At 65.8% G+C, this 17,520-nt stretch carries 14 protein-coding genes; 10 read left to right on the forward strand and 4 right to left on the reverse strand.

Annotated features, from left to right (window positions below):
- The first annotated feature begins 7 nt into the window (after window positions 1–7).
- The 9 genes from ACVJ19_RS23995 to ACVJ19_RS24035 all read left to right on the forward strand — a co-directional run bounded on the left by ACVJ19_RS23995 (window position 8) and on the right by ACVJ19_RS24035 (window position 9,673).
- Window positions 8–2,401 (forward strand): xanthine dehydrogenase family protein molybdopterin-binding subunit, encoded by a 2,394-nt coding sequence (locus ACVJ19_RS23995; protein ID WP_453951556.1) that lies wholly within the window; start codon window positions 8–10, stop codon window positions 2,399–2,401.
- Entirely contained in the window at window positions 2,398–3,234 is an 837-nt protein-coding gene (locus ACVJ19_RS24000) for an FAD binding domain-containing protein (RefSeq protein ID WP_453951557.1), read from the forward strand. Before ACVJ19_RS23995 ends, ACVJ19_RS24000 begins: the two co-directional genes overlap by 4 nt.
- Window positions 3,231–4,430, forward strand: a complete 1,200-nt coding sequence (locus ACVJ19_RS24005) for a xanthine dehydrogenase family Fe-S subunit (protein WP_453951558.1) — start codon at window positions 3,231–3,233, stop codon at window positions 4,428–4,430. The genes ACVJ19_RS24000 and ACVJ19_RS24005 overlap by 4 nt, the downstream gene beginning before the upstream one ends.
- A gap of 77 nt (window positions 4,431–4,507) precedes the next feature.
- A complete protein-coding gene (locus ACVJ19_RS24010) occupies window positions 4,508–5,662 on the forward strand; it encodes an ABC transporter substrate-binding protein (RefSeq protein ID WP_453951559.1) in 1,155 nt (384 codons plus the stop codon).
- A gap of 291 nt (window positions 5,663–5,953) precedes the next feature.
- Window positions 5,954–6,826 carry a branched-chain amino acid ABC transporter permease gene (locus tag ACVJ19_RS24015; RefSeq protein WP_453951560.1) on the forward strand — a complete coding sequence of 291 codons (873 nt, stop codon included), beginning with the start codon at window positions 5,954–5,956 and terminating at the stop codon, window positions 6,824–6,826.
- Window positions 6,823–7,869, forward strand: coding sequence for a branched-chain amino acid ABC transporter permease (locus ACVJ19_RS24020; RefSeq protein WP_453951561.1), 1,047 nt, complete (start codon window positions 6,823–6,825; stop codon window positions 7,867–7,869). Before ACVJ19_RS24015 ends, ACVJ19_RS24020 begins: the two co-directional genes overlap by 4 nt.
- On the forward strand, window positions 7,869–8,651 hold the full coding sequence (locus ACVJ19_RS24025; protein ID WP_211400938.1) for an ABC transporter ATP-binding protein: 783 nt from the start codon (window positions 7,869–7,871) through the stop codon (window positions 8,649–8,651). Before ACVJ19_RS24020 ends, ACVJ19_RS24025 begins: the two co-directional genes overlap by 1 nt.
- A complete protein-coding gene (locus tag ACVJ19_RS24030; RefSeq protein WP_453951562.1) occupies window positions 8,644–9,348 on the forward strand; it encodes an ABC transporter ATP-binding protein in 705 nt (234 codons plus the stop codon). The genes ACVJ19_RS24025 and ACVJ19_RS24030 overlap by 8 nt, the downstream gene beginning before the upstream one ends.
- Window positions 9,341–9,673 (forward strand): Rieske (2Fe-2S) protein, encoded by a 333-nt coding sequence (locus tag ACVJ19_RS24035; RefSeq protein WP_453951563.1) that lies wholly within the window; start codon window positions 9,341–9,343, stop codon window positions 9,671–9,673. The genes ACVJ19_RS24030 and ACVJ19_RS24035 overlap by 8 nt, the downstream gene beginning before the upstream one ends.
- A 124-nt stretch (window positions 9,674–9,797) precedes the next feature.
- Here ACVJ19_RS24035 and ACVJ19_RS24040 read toward each other — a convergent pair whose 3' ends face one another.
- The 3 genes from ACVJ19_RS24040 to ACVJ19_RS24050 form a co-directional block, all read right to left on the reverse strand.
- Window positions 9,798–10,658, reverse strand: a complete 861-nt coding sequence (locus tag ACVJ19_RS24040; RefSeq protein WP_453951564.1) for an alpha/beta hydrolase — start codon at window positions 10,656–10,658, stop codon at window positions 9,798–9,800.
- Window positions 10,659–10,781: 123 nt separating this feature from the next.
- Window positions 10,782–12,317 carry a glucosamine inositolphosphorylceramide transferase family protein gene (locus tag ACVJ19_RS24045; protein WP_453951566.1) on the reverse strand — a complete coding sequence of 512 codons (1,536 nt, stop codon included), beginning with the start codon at window positions 12,315–12,317 and terminating at the stop codon, window positions 10,782–10,784.
- Window positions 12,318–12,346: 29 nt separating this feature from the next.
- Window positions 12,347–13,537 (reverse strand): glycosyltransferase family 4 protein, encoded by a 1,191-nt coding sequence (locus ACVJ19_RS24050; RefSeq protein ID WP_453951568.1) that lies wholly within the window; start codon window positions 13,535–13,537, stop codon window positions 12,347–12,349.
- A 279-nt stretch (window positions 13,538–13,816) separates the two neighbouring features.
- On the opposite strand from ACVJ19_RS24050, the gene ACVJ19_RS24055 reads away from it, so the two are divergent.
- Complete coding sequence (locus tag ACVJ19_RS24055) at window positions 13,817–15,913, forward strand: GumC family protein (protein ID WP_453951569.1); 2,097 nt, start codon at window positions 13,817–13,819, stop codon at window positions 15,911–15,913.
- 7 nt (window positions 15,914–15,920) lie between these two features.
- On the opposite strand, the gene ACVJ19_RS24060 is transcribed toward ACVJ19_RS24055, so the two are convergent.
- A complete protein-coding gene (locus tag ACVJ19_RS24060) occupies window positions 15,921–17,267 on the reverse strand; it encodes a lipopolysaccharide biosynthesis protein (RefSeq protein ID WP_453951570.1) in 1,347 nt (448 codons plus the stop codon).
- Window positions 17,268–17,520 lie beyond the last annotated feature (253 nt).

Below are 17,520 nucleotides of genomic sequence, written 5' to 3' on the forward strand. Positions count from 1 at the left end.
CCGGGCGGTGAAGGAGGACGCGGAGTTGCGCAGCGAGCGGGAATTTCCGTCTAGCAGATCCGGGCAGGGCGTGGGCGCACGGCTGCCGCGCAAGGAGGACGACCGCCTGATGCGCGGCCGCGGCCAGTATGTCGGCGACGTCAGGCTCGCTGGCCTTCAGGACGTTGCCTTCGTGCGCAGCCCGCTGGCGCATGCACGCATCCGCGGCATCCACGTCCCCGAGCGCCATCGCGGCAGCGTCTTCACCGCCGCGGACCTCGTCGGCATCAAGCCGATCCGCGCTGTGTCAGGGCTGCCGGGCTTCAAGATTTCGGAGCAGCCGGTGCTGGCGACCGGCAAGGTGCGCCAGGTCGGTGAGCTCGTCGCGATGTGCCTCGCGCCGACGCGCGCCGAGGCCGAGGACATCGCGGCTTCCGTGACGCTCGACCTGGAGGAGCTGCCCGCCATCACCGACATGCTGAAGGCGCGCGAGCCCGGCTCGGCGCTGGTACATGAGCATTGGGGCGACAACGTCTTCCTCGAAACCAACTACGAGGTCGATATCTCGGCGGCGCTCGATGCGCCGATCAAGGTGACGCGCGAGATATCGACCGCGCGGCAATGCATGTCGCCGCTGGAAGGCCGCGGTGTGGTCGCGACGTTCGACCGGCGGCTCGACCAGCTCACGCTGCATTCGGCGGCGCAGATGCCGCACATCACCCGCAGCGGCCTTGCCGAATGCCTCGGCATGGAGGAGGGCCAGATCCGCGTCATCTCGCCCGACGTCGGCGGCGGCTTTGGTCACAAGGGCATTCTGCTGCCGGAAGAGGTCTGCCTGTCCTGGCTGACCATGCGCTGCGGCCATCCGGTGCGCTGGCTTGAAGACCGCCGCGAGCATCTCGTCGCCAGTTCCAATTGCCGCGAGCACCATTACAGGATCACGGTCTATGCCGACAACGACGGCACGCTGCGCGGCATCGATTGCGAGGCGACGGTGGATTCCGGCGCCTACTCGTCCTACCCGTTCTCGGCCTGCTTAGAGGCCGCGCAGGTCGCGAGCATCCTGCCCGGCCCCTACAGGATGCCGGCCTATCGCTGCCGCACCTTCTCGGTCGCCACCAACAAATGTCCGATCCTGCCCTATCGCGGCGTCGCGCGCACCGGCGTCTGCTTTGCGCTGGAATTGATGCTCGATCTCGTGGCAGCCGAAGCCGGCCTCGAACCCGGCGAGGTGCGACTGCGCAATCTGGTGCGCCCCGAACAGATGCCATTCGACAACATCACCAAGAAGCACTTTGACAGCGGCGATTATCCGGAAGCGATGCGTCGCGCGCTCGCCGCGGTCGACATCGACGCGATCCGCGCGAAGCAAAGGCAGGGCGAGACCGACGGCCGCCGCATCGGCGTCGGCGTCTCCATCTATTGCGAGCAGGCCGCGCACGGCACCTCGGTCTATTCTGGCTGGGGCATCCCGATGGTGCCGGGCCACGAGCAGGCCTCGGCGCGCTTGACGCCGGACGGCGGCCTCGAACTCCGCGTCGGCGTGCATTCGCACGGGCAGGGCATGGAGACCACGCTCGCCCAGGTCGCGCACGAGATCCTCGGCGTCGACGTCGCGAAGATCCGCATCATCCTCGGCGACACCGCGATGACGCCCTATTCGACCGGCACCTGGGGCTCGCGTTCGATGGTGATGGCGGGCGGCGCGGTGGCCACCGCCTGCCGCGAGCTCGGCGAACGCGCCAGGCGCATCGGCGCCAAATTGTTGCAGCATGATCCGGCCGCCGTGGTGTTGCAGAATGGCGAGGTGCGCGGCGTCAATGGCAGCGTCAGCCTGAAGGCGATCGCCCACACCTGGTATCGCCGCCCGCAGGACCTGCCGGCCGATGTCGATCCCGGCGGGCTCGAGGTGACGCAAGGCTACAAGCCCGTGCGCGACAGCGGCACCTTCAGCTATGCCGCGCATGCCGCCGTCGTCGCGGTCGACCCTGATCTGGGCGAGGTGGAAATTCTTGACTATGTAATCGTCGAGGACGGCGGCGTGCTGGTCAATCCGCTCGTCGTCGACGGCCAGATCTATGGCGGCCTCGCACAGGGCATCGGCACCGCGCTTTACGAGGAGATGCCGTTCGATGCCTCCGGTCAGCCGCTGGCGACGACGCTTGCCGATTATCTGTTGCCCGGGCCGACCGAGGTCCCGGCGGCGCGCCTCGACCACATGGAGACGCCGTCGCCCTATACGCAGTTCGGCGTGAAGGGCATCGGCGAGGGCGGGGCGATTGCGCCGCCGGCAGCGATCGCCAACGCCGTCAACGACGCGCTGCGTCCGCTCGGCGTCGAGCTGATGCAGTCGCCGATCACGCCGCATCGGATCGTCGCGGCGGTGCTGGCCGCCCGCGCGACTGAGAGGAGCGCGGCATGAAACCGGCGCCCTTCGCTTACGAACGCCCGCGCGATCTCGATGCGGCGCTGTCGATGCTGGCCGCGAGCAACGGATCGGCAAAAATCATCGCCGGCGGCCAGTCGCTCGGTCCCATGCTCAATCTGCGGCTGGTGCAGCCGGAGCTGATCGTGGACATCTCCGGCCTGGCTGAGCTCAAGCGGGCGGAGGTCTCCGGCGGCGAGCTCGTGCTCGGCGCCCTGGTCACCCATGCCGATATCGAGGATGGCCGCACCGCCGACGTCACCCGCGGCGCCATGCGTTCTGTTGCTGCCAATATCGCCTATCGCGCGGTGCGCAACCGCGGTACGATCGGCGGCTCGCTCAGCCATGCCGATCCCGCCGCGGACTGGATCTCGGCGCTCGCGGCCTTGGGCGGGCGGGTCACGCTGCGCAGCCTTGCAGGCGCGCGTACGATGGCGATCGAGGCGTTCGTCGTCGGTGCTCTGGAATCGGCACTGCAAGCAGGCGAGATCGTCGAAGCGGTTCACGTGCCGGCGCGCGCCGCGTCGGCGCATTGGGGCTATGCCAAGAGCTGCCGCAAGACAGGCGAGTTCGCCCATGCCATCGGTGCGGTGCTGATCGATCCCATTGCGGCTTCGGCGCGTGTCGTGATCGGTGCGATCGACACGGCGCCGATCGTCCTGACCGATGCCGCCGAGCTGTTCGGCGGACGGATCGCCGCCGACTACAAGCAGCGTTTTGACATCAGCGCCGCCGACGCGCTCCTGGCAAAAGTGGGAATCGACGATGCCGCGCAGCGTCACATCCATGTCAGCGTGTTGAAGCGTGCCGTCCAGGAGGCTGCGGCATGACTACGATCGCGCTTCAGGTCAACCGGCGCGCGGTGGAGCTGCCCGCCGAGCCACGCACCAGCCTTGCCGATTTCGTCCGCGACAGGCTCGATCTCACCGGCACCCATCTCGGCTGCGAGCATGGCGTCTGCGGCGCCTGCACCGTGCTGCTCGACGGTGTGCCGGCGCGCTCCTGCATCACTTATGCCGCGGCTTGCGAGGGCGCCGATGTCACTACGATCGAAGGCCTCGACGAGGACGAGATCACGACCGAGCTGCGCGCGGCCTTCACCCGCGAGCATGCGCTTCAGTGCGGCTATTGCACGCCCGGCATGCTGGTCTCGGCGCGCGATCTGGTGCTGCGTCTGCCCGACGCCGACGAGCGCCGCATCCGCGTCGGCCTCAGCGGCAATCTCTGTCGCTGCACCGGCTATGTCGGAATCATACGTGCGGTGCAGTCCGTGATCGAAGCGAGACGCGCGCGCAGCATCGCGCCGCAGGCAGGTGGCGGCCGGACCAGTCTCGGCCCCGTCGGATCGGAGCGCGCTGCGCCCGGCCGCGGCGAGCCGCGGCCGGCACAGCAGGCGTCGGCTCCGGCATCCGAGAGTGCCGCGCCGGGCACCATCCCTGACTTCACCCCGGCGACCGTTCTCGATCAGCGCTTCACGCTGCCGCATCCGCCGGCAAAGGTGTTCGCGATGTTCGACGACATCGGGGCCATTGCGTCCTGCCTTCCCGGCGTGTCGCTGAAATCGTCGCCAAGGCCGGAGCGCGTGGAAGGATTGATCCGCGTCAGGCTCGGGCCGATCGCAGCAAGCTTCGAGGGCGCCGCCCGCGTCGAGCGCGATCCCGCGACGCTGTCGGGGCGCATCGTCGGCATCGGCAACGACCAGCGCAGCCATTCGGCGACGCAAGGTGAGATCCGTTATCGCCTGCTGCCGCTCGAAGGCGGCGCGGCGACCGCCGTCGAGCTGTCGATCGGCTACACGCTCACGGGAATGCTCGCCCAGGTCGGCCGGCCCGGCCTAGTGCGGGATCTCGCCAAGCGCCTTGTTGCGGAGTTCGCCGCCAATCTCGACCGCCACATGTCCGGCGCGGCGTCGGGGCAGGCGGCCGCGGCAGAGCTCATTGGCTGGTCGATTGTCTCGGACGTTTTGCGCGCCCGGATCGCGCGCGTGTTTGGCCGCGTCTTCACCGGAAAAGGTGGCGCGGAATGATCGGCGTGCCGGCGCCGCGGAGTGACGAAGCCTTGGACGACCCTGGATATCAACAGCGTGGGATTTGGAGAGACAACATGACACGAGCACTCGGACTGGTTCCGGCTTTCGCGCTGGCGACGGCCTTGTTCGGCGGTACGGCAGGGGCGCAGACCATCAAGATCGGCGTCAACGAGCCGCTCACCGGCGCATTCGCGGCCTCCGGCACCTACGTCGTCAACGGCGCCAGGATTGCCGCCGACGAGATCAATGCCAAGGGCGGCATCCTCGGCAAGAAGATCGAGCTTGTCATCGAGGACAACAAGAGCAACCCGACGGAAGCCGCCGCCGTCGCCGAAAAGCTCATCACCAGCGATAAGGTGCCGGTGCTGATGGGGGCCTGGGGCTCGAGCCTGACGCTCGCGGTGATGCCGAAGCTGATGGAATATGAAACCCCGATGGTGGTGGAGACCTCGTCCTCCGGCAAGATCACCACGACCGGCAATCCCTTCATCTTCCGCATCTCGCCGCCCTCGGCGGTCGAGGCCGCCGCGTTCAAGGGCATCGTCGACAAGCTCGCGCTCAAGAAGGTGGACTTCCTCGTCATCAACAACGACTGGGGCCGCGGCACCGCCGAGGATTTCAGCAAGATGATGAAGGACAAGGGCATCACCATCGGCCTGGTCGAGACCATGGACCAGGGCGCGCAGGACATGAGCGCGCAGCTGTCCAAGATCAAGAGCTCGGATTCCGAGACTGTCATCGTTACCACCGCCGTCGACCAGCTCACGCTGATCTTCAAGCAGGCCGCTGCGCTGGGCCTGAAGAAGCGCATCATCACCACCGGCGGCTCGCAGAACCCGGATCAGATCATCGCCCAGGCCGGTGCCGCCGCCAACGGCACCATGCATCTGACGACCTTCCTGCCCTGGTTCCCCGACAAGACGCCGAACCCGGAAGCGACCAACTATTTCATCACGGAGTGGAAGAAGCGCGGCTTCGAGTTCGCCGGCTGCACCGAGAGTTTTCGCGGTTATGACGGCATCCGCACCGCGGCGGCGGCGATTGAGAAGGCCGGCAAGGCCGAGCCTGCGGCGATCAAGGCGGCGCTCTGGAACATCAACATCAAGGGATTGAATGGCGACATCGTGTTCCGCAAGTCCGGCCCCGAGGGCAAGGAGAGCGGGCAGAGCCAGCCGAACGTCTATCTCATCGAGATCAACGACGGCAAGGTCGAGATGAAGACGCTCTAACGTCGCAATATCCTGGGCGAGGGCGGCATACCGCCGCTCTCGCCTTACTACGCAGGGCTATCGCATATGAGGAAAAACGTGGCGGGCAGCTTGCCTGCGGCCCATCCTTCGAGACGCCCGCCTATGGCGGGCCCTCAGGATGAGGACGCGTTTTGCGGCGAGATATTAGACCCTCATGGTGAGGAGCCCGCCAAAGCGGGCGTCTCGAACCATGCAGGCCGATCTGCTCGGGCAGCCCCCCGCTGTCATATGCAATAGCCCAACCTTACTACGAGCCACTCGGGAACGGCTTTGAGCGAATTCCTCCAGCATCTGATCAACATGCTCGTGCTCGGCGGCACCTATGCGCTGCTGGGCATCGGGCTGACCCTGATCTTCGGCATCATGAACGTCGTGAACTTCACCCACGGCGTGCTCTACACGTTCGGCGCCTACATCATGTTCATCGTGGTGCAGCAGCTCGGGCTGAACTTCTTCCTCGCTTTGCCCGTGGCCGTGATGGCGGGGTGGCTGATAGGCGCCGCGATCGAATTGACCTTGCTGCGTCCGTTGCGCGGCTCGGACATCGATACCACGATGCTGGTCATGATCGGCGCCTGGATCGCGATGCAATCCGGCACGCTGTGGATCTGGGGCGGGGTCGCCAAATCGGTGACAACACCGTTTCCCGAAGCGCCGCTGGTGCTTGGGCCTGTGTCCGTATCCTGGCTGCGCCTGTTCGTCCTTGCCGCTGCGGCGCTGCTGATCCTGGTGACGTATCTGCTGATCAACAGGACCAGCCTCGGCCGCGCGATGCGGGCGACGTTCCAGGATCATGACACGGCCTCGCTGATGGGCGTCAATGTCGACATGATCTACACCTCGACCTTCGCGATTGGCTCAAGCCTCGCCGCGGCCGCGGGGGCTCTGCTCGGGCCGGTCTATGTGATATTCCCGCAAATGGGCGATCTCGCCGCGGTGAAGGCCTTCGCCATCGTCATCCTCGGTGGTCTCGGCAACATCACGGGCGCGGTGATCGGCGGCTTCATCCTGGCGCTCGCCGAAGAGCTCGGCGCCGGCTACGTCTCGTCGGGCTACCGCGACGCTATGGGCTTTCTGATCATCATCGCCGTCCTGATTTTCCGGCCGACCGGCCTGTTCGCGCGTGCGGAGCGCGTCGGATGAGGACGATCATCACCATTCTCGCCGTCGCGGCCCTAGCCTCCGTGCCGCTCTGGCTGCGCGATCCCTATCTGCTGAACGCGCTGATCACCACCGGCATCTTCGTCATCGGTGCGATGAGCCTCAATCTGCTGCTCGGCTTCACCGGGCAGCTCAGCCTCGGTCACATCGCCTTCTTCGGCATCGGCGCCTATGTCAGCGCGCTGACCTCGCTCGGCTTCGACATCGGTCTGCCCGGCGACTTCCGCCTGGTTCACACGCCCTGGCCGCCGATCGCAGGCTTCGTGCTCGCGATCCTGATTGCCGGGTTGTGCGGCTATTTCGTCGGCCTGCTCTCGTTCCGCGTCCGCGGCGCCTATTTCGTCATCGTGACGATCTCCTTTGCCGAGGTGGTGCGGCTGGTCGCGCTCAACTGGGTCGAGCTGACGCAGGGCCCGCTGGCGCTGACCAACATTCCTTCCATCGCGCTGCCTTTGCCCGGCATCGGTGAATTGACGCTGCGCACCAAGATGCAGAACTACTATCTCGTCCTGGTCGTGGCACTGATCGCCTATCTCCTGATCGCGCGTCTCGTTCACTCCCATTTCGGCCGCTCCATGCGCGGGCTGATGGAAAATGAAACGCTCGCGGTCTCCGTCGGCATCGACGTGACGAAAACGCTGACGATTGCGGCGGTGATCTCGGCCGCCATCGCCGGCGCGGCCGGCAGCCTCTATGCGCACTACATCCGGATCATCGATCCTGAGGTGTTCGCTTTCATCAACACCGTCACCATGGTGATCATGGTCATCAGCGGCGGCAAGGGCTCGCTGGCGGGGCCCATCGTCGGCGGCCTGATCTTCGGGCTGCTGCCGGTCGCGCTGCGTCCGGTGATGGCGCCGGAAGCGCAATGGATCGCCTATGGCGGCGTGCTGATCGCCATCCTGTTCGTGCTGCCGCGCGGCATTGTGCCGTCGCTGGCGCAGCGGTTGACCCGGCGACGGAACGGTACCGCGGCGCTCGCGCCCGTGACGCTTGCTGAGCCCGGCGTCAAGGAGCCGGCGTGATGACGGCGCGCAGCATTGCCATGACCATCGATCAGGTAGCCGTCCGCTTCGGCGGGCTGGTCGCGATCTCCGACATGAGCTTTACGGTCGGCGAGGGCGAGATCGTCAGCCTGATCGGCCCGAACGGCGCCGGCAAGACCACGGCCTTCAACGTCATGACGGGCTTCCTGACGCCGAGCGCGGGCCGCGTCACCTATCAGGGCACGACGCTCACCGGGTTGAAGCCGCACGAGATCGCCGATCTCGGCCTGATCCGCACCTTCCAGCGCACCAGCGTGTTTCCCAACGACACCGTCTACGACAATCTCCTGATCGGCCTGCATCGTCAGGGCCGGGTCCGGCTGCTCGACGCCATCCTCGGTCTGCCGGGCGCGCGTGCCTCGGAGCGCCGCTTACGGCAGCGGGCGAGCGAACTGCTCGAATGGGTCGGCCTCGAACGCCGCGCCCACGATGCGGCCGGCTCGCTCTCCTATGGCGAGCAGCGCCTCGTCGGCGTGGCGCTGGCGCTGGCGGCGGAGCCGTCGATGCTGCTGCTCGACGAGCCCGTCTCCGGCATGAACGCCTCGGAGACGCACCGCTTCGTCGAATTGATCCGTGGCATCCGCGACCGCGGCATCACGATTTTGCTGGTCGAGCACGACATGCCGATGGTGATGACGGTCTCGGACCGCATCGTGGTGCTCAACTATGGCCGTATCATCGCGGAAGGCACGCCCGACGTGATCCGTAACGATCCCGCCGTGATCGAAGCCTATCTCGGACATGGAGCGGGACGTGCTTGAGATCCGCGACATGGTCTGCGGCTATGGCGGTGTCACCGCGCTGCGCGGCATTTCGCTCGACGTGAAGGCCGGACAGCTCGTCGCCCTGATCGGCGCCAACGGCGCCGGCAAGAGCACGACGCTGCGTGCGATTTCCGGCCTGGTGCCGCCGCGCTCCGGGCAGATGAAGTTCGAGGGCATCGACATCACCGGCGCGAGGCCGCCGCGCGTGCTGGCGAGCGGGATTGCGCATTGTCCGGAAGGGCGGCGCGTCTTCCCGCATATGAGCGTCGAGGAGAATCTCGACATGGGGGCTTACCTCCGTCGTGGTTCAGGCGAGATCGCGGCCGATCGCGACCGCATCTACGCGGAATTTCCGCGGCTCGCCGAACGCCGCCGGCAGGCCGCGGGCACGCTGTCCGGCGGCGAGCAGCAGATGCTCGCGATCGGTCGCGCGCTGATGTCGCGGCCGCGGCTGATCATGTTCGACGAGCCCTCGCTCGGGCTCGCCCCCAACATCGTCGAGCGCACCTTTGCGATCATCCGCGGCATCCGCGATGCCGGCACCACGGTGCTGCTGGTCGAGCAGAACGCCTTCGCCGCGCTCGAGATGTGCGACCACGCCTATCTGCTCGAGAACGGCCGCATCGTGCTGTCCGGCGCCGGCACCGAGCTGATCGAGAACGAGCATGTGCGCAAGGCCTATCTCGGTGGATGACGAGGCCGGGTGGATTGCGGTCTGCGACCTCGACCAGCTGAAGCACGAGGCGATTGTCCGCGTCGCCGGGCGCGACCTGCTCGTGATCTGGAACGAGGGCAATGTCGTCGCCTGCGAACGTGCATGCCCGCACGAACAGGCGGATCTCGCCCTGGGACAGGTAAGGACGGGGCGGCTGCATTGCCCGCGCCATGCGGCATCATTCGACTTGCGCGACGGAGCGATCACAGCGGGATGGCCGAGCCCGCCGCTGCGGCTCTATCCGGTGCGGATCACGGGCGAGCAGATCTGGATTGAGGTGCAGGAGCGGCAGCCGGGGCGATGATGGCATCATGCCCCTGTTTTGCCCGACGAGTCAAAGCGGTCGCGACAGTGTCGGCTCGCCTTCAAAAAATAAGTCTTTGAAAACAACGGCGTCTCTACTGTGCATGGGGTTGTTTTCGCACTTTTTAATCCAGCAGCCGGCGCGCGGCCTCCACCAGGACGCCATCCGGCTGCCGCAGCGCCTCGAGAATGGTGAAATGGTCGGCGCCTTCGATCGCAATGAGCTTGCCCGGCGCTCCGGCCGCTGCGCGCTTCTCGTGGAAGTCGATTGAATCGCACACCAGCGCCGGCAGCTCGCTGCTGCCATAGGCGATGTCGAGCCGCTTTGGCGTCACCGGCAGGCGAAGCGGCGAAAGCGTGGCGATCTCCGCATCCGTCAGCTTGAGCGCGGTGTTGAGTCCGGTATCGCGGATCGGCGCGAGATCGTAGACGCCCGAGAGTGCGAGCCCGGCATGGACGCGCGGATGGTTCAGCGCCATAGCCACGAGATGAGCACCGGCGGACCAGCCCGACAGGATGACCGGCCCGGCAACCCCATAGGATGCGCCATGCGCGGCGAGCCAGTCGAGTGCACCCGGGATCTCGGCGACGATGTCGGTGAGGGACGCCTCGGGCGCCAGCGAATAGCCGGGAATCGCAACCGACCAGCCATGTGCGGCGACGCCTTCGACCAGCATGGCGAACAGCTCGCGCGAATTGCGCTGCCAATAGCCGCCGTGCACGAACACGAGGCAGGGCGCATCGGCCGTTGCGGCAGGGTAGAGATCGATCCTGTTGTTCGCCCGTTCGCCGTAAGGCAGATCGAGATGCGATTTCAGCGTACCGCGCAGCCGGCTTGATGCTTCGTTGCGCTCGGCGATCAGGGCCGGGCTGTTCTTGACGGCCGCGTTGTTGTCATAGGCGGCGCTGCGTTCCGCCTGGGACAGCTCGGCCCATTTGCTGCGGGGGTCGAACGGCCGATGCGCCGAGCTTGTGGTGTTGATCATGGAGTCTCCGGGCGGCCCGTCGTGGCTGTGACCGGCGTCGCTCTCACCTGTTTGCCACGAATCCCGTTCGAATAGAACGTCGCTCGCGCTCAGGCGAGGGATGCGCCGTTGACGGAACTCTGCTCAGCAGGCGGTCGATGGACGGGTTCGCGGCGGCAGGACAGCCGATGGAAATCGACGCGCGAAGGCTCGCGTCTTGGGCTGAACCCGCGATCCGTCGATCACCTCGAGCCGGCCGCAGCGGTTCAGCGTGTGCAGCTTCCGGCCGGGCCATAGCGGTCCGGGCTTGAGGGAGTGGCGGACGACCTGTTTGAACGCCGTGGGCGACAGTTCGATAATTTCCGCTAGCGCCAGCCCTGCGCCGTATCCTCCGGCACAGTCCTGCACCGGGCGCCACAATTTGTCATTCATGGTGACGAAATTCCCGGCCGGTCGCGCGCTCGCGCGATCGATCATAACAGGGTTGCTGGCGTGCGGCATCCAGGGGCCGAGCAGATGCTCGGCGTAATAGATCGCAAGCGAATCCGAATAGCCGCCGGTGCCGTCGCGCCAGGCGCCGAACAGATAGGAAAGACCGTTGTGCCGCGTGATCGTCGCATCGGCGAGCTCGAGGCCGGACAGCAGCGTCGCATGCCGCTCCCACTTGTCCGGAAACCGCACGCATTTGTAGAGCGCGACGTCGCCGGCGAGCGAGCTCTCCGGGATCATCCACAACTCGCCGTCGTCCTCGATCAGGAAGGGATAGGAGAGGTGCCAGGGCTCTTCCAGCACCGGCACGACGGCGCCGGTCGGCCCCGCGTCGCCGAACTCGATCGCCGAGATGATTCCCTTGCCGACGCGGTGATCGAGATCCTCGAAGAAGACGAATGTCCGTCCGCGCCAGGTGATGGGGAAGGGGTCGGCGTAAAAGTGGTTTCCGGGATCGCCGAGCACGTTCCAGCCTGGCCCGGAGAGATCTCCGGTCTGCCAGACCCCTGCATTGTCATTGAAACGCCATCCGACGTGCCAGTGCGGGGCGTAGCAGCAAAGGCGATAGATCTCCTTGGCGATCGACACCGCGAGGCCACGCGCGACGTAGCCAACGGGACCGCGCTGGCTTGTCGTCGTGGCGACATGCGTAAGCTGCGGCACAATCCGCGGCCGTCCCGATACGATCGCCGCCAGCATGGTCAGGATGCGCGCCATGACGGTTTCGAGCGCGCCGCTGAGGCCAGCCGCAATCTCTCCAGACGGGTGACCGCGATCAACGATTGCTCCGTCGACCTCGTTGACGATCTCGATGACGGGCAGGTCGCCGGCGAGGATGGCGGCAAGCGCGGCGTTCTCGCCGGCGGCTCCGTTGAACCGCGGGCGGAGATACAGCCGGGCAGGGCAGTTCGGGTCCCGCGCAGCGCTGGTGAAATCGACGATCACATCGGCAGTGGTGGCGCGCGCCCGCGTCCGCTCCGGAATGACCTTCAGCTTGTCGGCGCCGCTGTGCTTGCCCTTGTGCAGCACCAGGCGTTCGAGCTCGAACAGCATGTCGAGACCTGCAGGCCGCGGCTCTGCCGTTGCCGTCCATGCGACTTGAACCGGCACATCGCGTCCGTCGATCGACAGCGTCTCGCGGTCCATCCACCGCCGCGCGTGCTCAATTTCACAGCGAAACTCGATGATCATGTCGAGCCCATCTAGTCCAACCTGTCAGGTCAAATGACTTGGCCGAGAATTCGAACGTATTCCTCCACCATGGCGTCTACCGAATAGCGCGACCGCAGGCCTTTGGCGTTTTGTCGCAGCTCGTCGCTCAGGGGTTTGTCGGTCAGGAGTTTCGAGACCGCCGCCGACAGCTCCGCATGATCGGACGCATCGACGAACAGCGCCGTCGGTTTTCCCTCGAAGGACAAAACCTCGCGCAGCACGGGAAGATCGGTGACGACCGAGGGAACGCCGGCGTTGGCGGCCTCGACCGCAGCGAGACCGAAGGTTTCGGCCTGGGTCGGAAACACGAAGATATCGAGACAGGCGAGAAAGTCGGCCATCCGGCGCGGGGTGATTTCGCCGAGCAGATGCAGCCTGTCCGACACCTTCAAGTCATCCGCCAGCTGCCTCAGCCGGGCCTCGTCGGCGCCCTGGCCGGCCAGTGCAAGATGCCAGGACGGCTGGTCCGGCAACAGTCGTATGGCCGCATCGAGCCGCTTGTGCGGATGCAGCCTCGCAGCGCAGCCGAGCAGGATGCAGTCCTGCGGCAGATTGAATTTCGCGCGTGCAGCTTCCTTCGACAGAGTGAGCGCCTTGTCGTCAAAACCGTGCGGGACATGCACCATGCGCGAGCGATAGGCCGCGGGATAGCGCGAATATTCGCGCTGCATGTCCTTCGAATTGAGCGTGATCCGGTCGAAGAAGCCGAGGCTGCCCATGACGACGTCGGCCGTGCGCACCGGCCAGCTCATCGACAGCGCGGACGAGACCTGGTTGGCGACAACAGGCGCACGGCAGACGAGGCGCGATGTGCCTGCACCGATGACGTTGCCGAAATGCTGGAAGGTCAGAACCGCATCGGGCCTGACAGTCCTGATATGACGGCCGAGCGTCCACAGCATTCGCAGCAGCGCCAGCGGGTTGCCGGGCCGGCGCGCAGCGCAATAGAGCGTATCCGGCGGCTCGTCGAAGGACTCCGATTTGCGGAAGAAGAACAGGTGGGTGACGCGGTAGCCGCGCGCGGAGAGGCCGGCGCCAAGCAGCCTGGAGATCTCCTGCGCGCCCGCGTTCTCGGCCTGGGTCTGAACGAGAAGCACATGCGGCTTCGATGTGCGGCTGTCTGGTCTTGCGCGTGCTGCTGCGGTGGACGGCAGCTTCGGTGCGTCGCCCAGTTCTGCGCCTGGTTGGTAGTGGAGCACTGATCCCGACCCGCTAATGAAACGTTCACCTTCTTAACCCCGTACCTATCATGCGAGCATCGCGCGGACACCGACTAGCAACAAACGGAGTTAATGCGCGCACGCCCGGAACGCCGCCGATCGCAGGTGAATTCCGCAGGTTTCGGCACGGCGCGACGCGAGCGCGTTAACCAATTGGTGACGGTCGCGCGAGGGGCGGGTAACCGCCGATTAACCATAGATATTTACGGTGGAGCAGGCCACTGAACAGTGTTCGCCAGTTGAATCCGAGTAAAGTCCATGACGTTCGGTCGCCGTGCAGACCCGACAAGTTCCGGATCGACCGGTGTCGCCGCGTCGTGGCAGATTCGGACCGCATCGAACGACGAGCCTCGCGCGACCGTCGCCCGTCTTGGCGGCCTGCTCACCGCCGCAGGTGCATTCTCCTTCCTTCGCGACAATGCGCGCCGCATCCTGACGCTGGCGCTCGCGATCTTCGCCCTCGGCGTCGTCATTCTCCTGGTCATTCCCGTTCGATTTGCCGCGACCGCGCTGGTCGTCGTCGATCCGCGCGAGCAGCGCGTGACTGCGGACCAGGACGTTCTGCCCGGCATCGGGCAGGACAGCGCCGCGCTGCAGAGCCTCGTTGAAGTTGCGAAGTCTGACGGCTTCCTCAAGCCGCTGATCGAGCAGCTCAAGGTTCGCGACGACGAGGACATTTCCGGAGGACATACCGACCCTGCGCGCCTGCTCGAGAGATTCCGCAATCGTCTCGATATTTCCCGGCGCGGGCTCACCTATGTCATCGCCATCCGCTTCACCTCGAACCGGTCGGAGCGGGCGGCCTATTATGCCAATGCGATCGCCGAGGCTTTCGTCGCGAGCCAGAAAAGCATCCGAACCGAGGCGACTGATGAAGCCGCCGACTGGCTGAGCAGCCGGCTCAAGACGTTGAACGACCGGCTGAAGGCGTCGGAGGACGCCGTCGCCGCGTTCAAGCTCGAGCACAGGATCGTCAATGCCGGCAAGGATTCCACGACCCAGCAATTGCGCGTGACCGAGCTGTCGCAGCAGGTTGCCGCCGCGCGCGCCCGGACCGAAGAAGCAAAAGCCCGCTACGAGCAGGCGCAGCGCGACGTGAAGGCGAATGTCGAGGCTCCCGCCAAGCAGGATCTTCTCAGCGCGCTGCGCGCCCAGCGATCGGCTCTCAACGATCAGATTGCGCAGAAGCGCGCGGTGCTCGGCGATCGCCATCCCGATCTCGTGATGTCGTACAGCCAGCTGAACGACCTCAACAGGCAGATCGAGGTCGAGCGGGCCAAGGGCATCGACACCGCAAAGTCGGAATACGAGTCCCAGCGCGATCAGCAGAAGGCGCTCGAAAGCCAGATGAAGGCGGCTGAATCGCAGCTGCTGGTCGACGGTCAGGCTTTGGTGAAGCTCCAGGAGCTGCAGCGCGACGCCGAGGCCAACAGGAACATTTACGAGCAATTCCTCTCGCGCTCCAAGACGACGAACGAGCAGCGCCTCCTGCAGAGCTCCCAGACCAAGGTGGCCTCGCCAGCCATCCCGCCGCTGCGCTCGACCCTTCCGCCGCTGCCTTTGCTGCTCGCTGTCCTCGCGATCGGCTCGCTGCTGGCATCGACGGCGGTCGTTGCCGCGACCGGGCGCGGATCGGACAAGGCCGCTGAAGAGGTTCCTGCTCCAGATCCGGCGCCGCGCCAGCCCGCGGCCTGGCCGCGGCCGCCGGTGTGGGCGCGCATTCCCGACCTGTTGCCTGGCGATGCGCCCAGAAACATCTGGCAAGGCCCGGTGTCCGCGACGACCGAGCTCGATCTCGGTCCGCATTTGCGTCCGGTGCTCGACAGGCTGGAGAAGCTGCAGGGAGCCCGGGGCAAGGTCGCGCTCGTGATGTCGGTCGGCAAGCGTGCCGGCGGCAACACCGTCGCGCGGTCGCTGAATCGGTGGGCGGTGAACAGGGGGAAGCTGAGCGTCCTGATCCGGGTCGAGCCTGATCTCGGCGGTGCCGGGGCGGGCCTTGCCAAAGGGCAGGCGGACGGTGCCACGATCGCGAACTTTCGCAGCGTCGATGCGCTTCTGGGCGCCAGCAAGCGTCCCGAGCCGCTGCCCGCGGACGATATCCGTTCCGAGTTCGATCTGATCGTCGTCCATGCGACCTCGCTGGCCTTGCAGCCCGAGGCGGCGGCGCTGGCCGCGCATGCTGATCTTGTCATTCTGGTCGCCCGCGAAGACGCCGTCGATTCAGCCGCCATGCGCCGGGCGATTGCCGCGCTCTCCCGCTTCGGCGGCGTGCCGACCGGGATCGTCGTCAATCATGTGCCGGCTGATCCGGCGTCGGCGCAGCGTCGCGGCGAAGTGCTGGGCCTCGCCGGTTGACCGGCGCCTACTCGCCGGGCTCGGCAGCGCGGACCGCATAGGCGCGGCGCTTCCACGTCGAGAAGCGCAAAAGCGCGAGAATGGAAGGATCCACTCCGGTTCGCCGCCGGCAGAGGATGTTGAGCGCGATGGTCGCGAGCGCCAGCGACAGGGTCGCCGAGATCGCAGCGCCAAGCACGCCGAGCCAGGGGATCAGGACGAGGAACCCAACCAGCCGCAGCGCGACGTTCGCAGCGACGACGGGGACATAGATGCGCTCGTGGCCGGTCAGCTGCAGGATCGCCGCAGATGGACCGCCCGCCGCCTGGAAGGCCGTTCCGATCGCGAGCACGATCAGGACCCAGTGCTGCGCGGCGAAGTGAGGCCCGAACAGATTGAGAAGATGGGGCCCGCCGACCCAGATCAGGAGCAATCCGCTGACCACGCAAAGCGCGGTCACTTCCGCCATGAGCTGCAACGTTCGCTCGAACTCCTGGTGGTTCTTGCTGAAATACAGCGAAGGAAGCCGGCGGGCGCCGAAACTGTACAGTGCAGCCGACAGCATGGCGAAGATGTTGGCGAGGCGCGAGGCGGCGAAATAGATTCCGGCGGTTGCCGGATCGAGCATCCAGTACACCAGGATGACGTCGAAATACTGGTTTGCGGCCTCCAGGATGGACGCGATCCAGAAATGAAGTGCGCTCGATCTCCAGCGCGACGTCTCTGACCGCGCCGCCGTGTCGCGGAAATCCGGTAGCGCTCTTGCGACCGCGATGACCTGCGTCACCAGACCAATCGACATCGCGATCGTCATCACGGCAATCAGTTCGGCAGGATCGAGCTGCCAGTGGCCGAACAACACGGCGAGCAGAAACAGGACAACGCCGACCCGCCAGAAGAATTCCCGGTTTCCTTCTCCCATGAGAATGCTGACCAGCGAACGTGCGACCTGGCTGCCGAGCATCACTCCTGCGCTCACGGCGGTGTAGGCGGACACCGCAACGATCAGCAGCCACCCATCGCCTCTCATGCTCGCCATGATCGCGATTGCGCCGATCGCAATCAGCATCGCGACGGATGAGATCTTCAGGCTCGATAGCAATACGCCCTTGGTCAGATCGGGCCGATCTTGCACGTGGTACTCGTTCAGGAAGCGCACCAGAAGCGATTCCTGCCCGACCAAGCCCACGACCGCCGCGATCTGGGCAACGGAGAGCCAGGTCGCAAAGATGCCGAACCCATCCGGCGACATCGTTCGTGCCGCCAGCGAGAACAACGCAAACGCAAGCGCGCCGCTACCAACCTTGAGGAGGATGGTCCCGACGACGCCGCGCGTTACGTCACGCCGCAGAAACTGAACAATGGATGCGATCATCGAAGATACGGGGCGTCCCCCGAAAATGCCCGTTGCGAGAGTGATGAGAGCCTAGCATGCCAGGAAATCGCGAGTGTTAATGCGCGGTCTCCGGAATCCTCGCATGCGCCGCCGGCGTGGGCCGCTGCTTCACCCTGAAACATCTGCGTCCCTCTTGTCCCAGATAGAGCAGAGACCGGCTGCAATCGAAAGCGACGTGATGCCGCGTCACGGCTCGGCGGGCTGTTGATCTGACGGAAAACGATCATGTGTT

It is taken from the genome of Bradyrhizobium sp. USDA 376, from assembly GCF_054063675.1.

Bases quoted from the DNA above. Each gene is read 5' to 3' on its own strand.
- ACVJ19_RS24000 (WP_453951557.1), top strand. From the start codon at position 2,398: ATGAAACCGGCGCCCTTCGCTTACGAACGCCCGCGCGATCTCGATGCG.
- ACVJ19_RS24005 (WP_453951558.1), top strand. From the start codon at position 3,231: ATGACTACGATCGCGCTTCAGGTCAACCGGCGCGCGGTGGAGCTGCCC.
- ACVJ19_RS24010 (WP_453951559.1), top strand. From the start codon at position 4,508: ATGACACGAGCACTCGGACTGGTTCCGGCTTTCGCGCTGGCGACGGCC.
- ACVJ19_RS24020 (WP_453951561.1), top strand. From the start codon at position 6,823: ATGAGGACGATCATCACCATTCTCGCCGTCGCGGCCCTAGCCTCCGTG.
- ACVJ19_RS24025 (WP_211400938.1), top strand. From the start codon at position 7,869: ATGACGGCGCGCAGCATTGCCATGACCATCGATCAGGTAGCCGTCCGC.
- ACVJ19_RS24040 (WP_453951564.1), bottom strand. From the start codon at position 10,658: ATGATCAACACCACAAGCTCGGCGCATCGGCCGTTCGACCCCCGCAGC.
- ACVJ19_RS24045 (WP_453951566.1), bottom strand. From the start codon at position 12,317: ATGATCATCGAGTTTCGCTGTGAAATTGAGCACGCGCGGCGGTGGATG.
- ACVJ19_RS24055 (WP_453951569.1), top strand. From the start codon at position 13,817: ATGACGTTCGGTCGCCGTGCAGACCCGACAAGTTCCGGATCGACCGGT.
- ACVJ19_RS24060 (WP_453951570.1), bottom strand. From the start codon at position 17,267: ATGATCGCATCCATTGTTCAGTTTCTGCGGCGTGACGTAACGCGCGGC.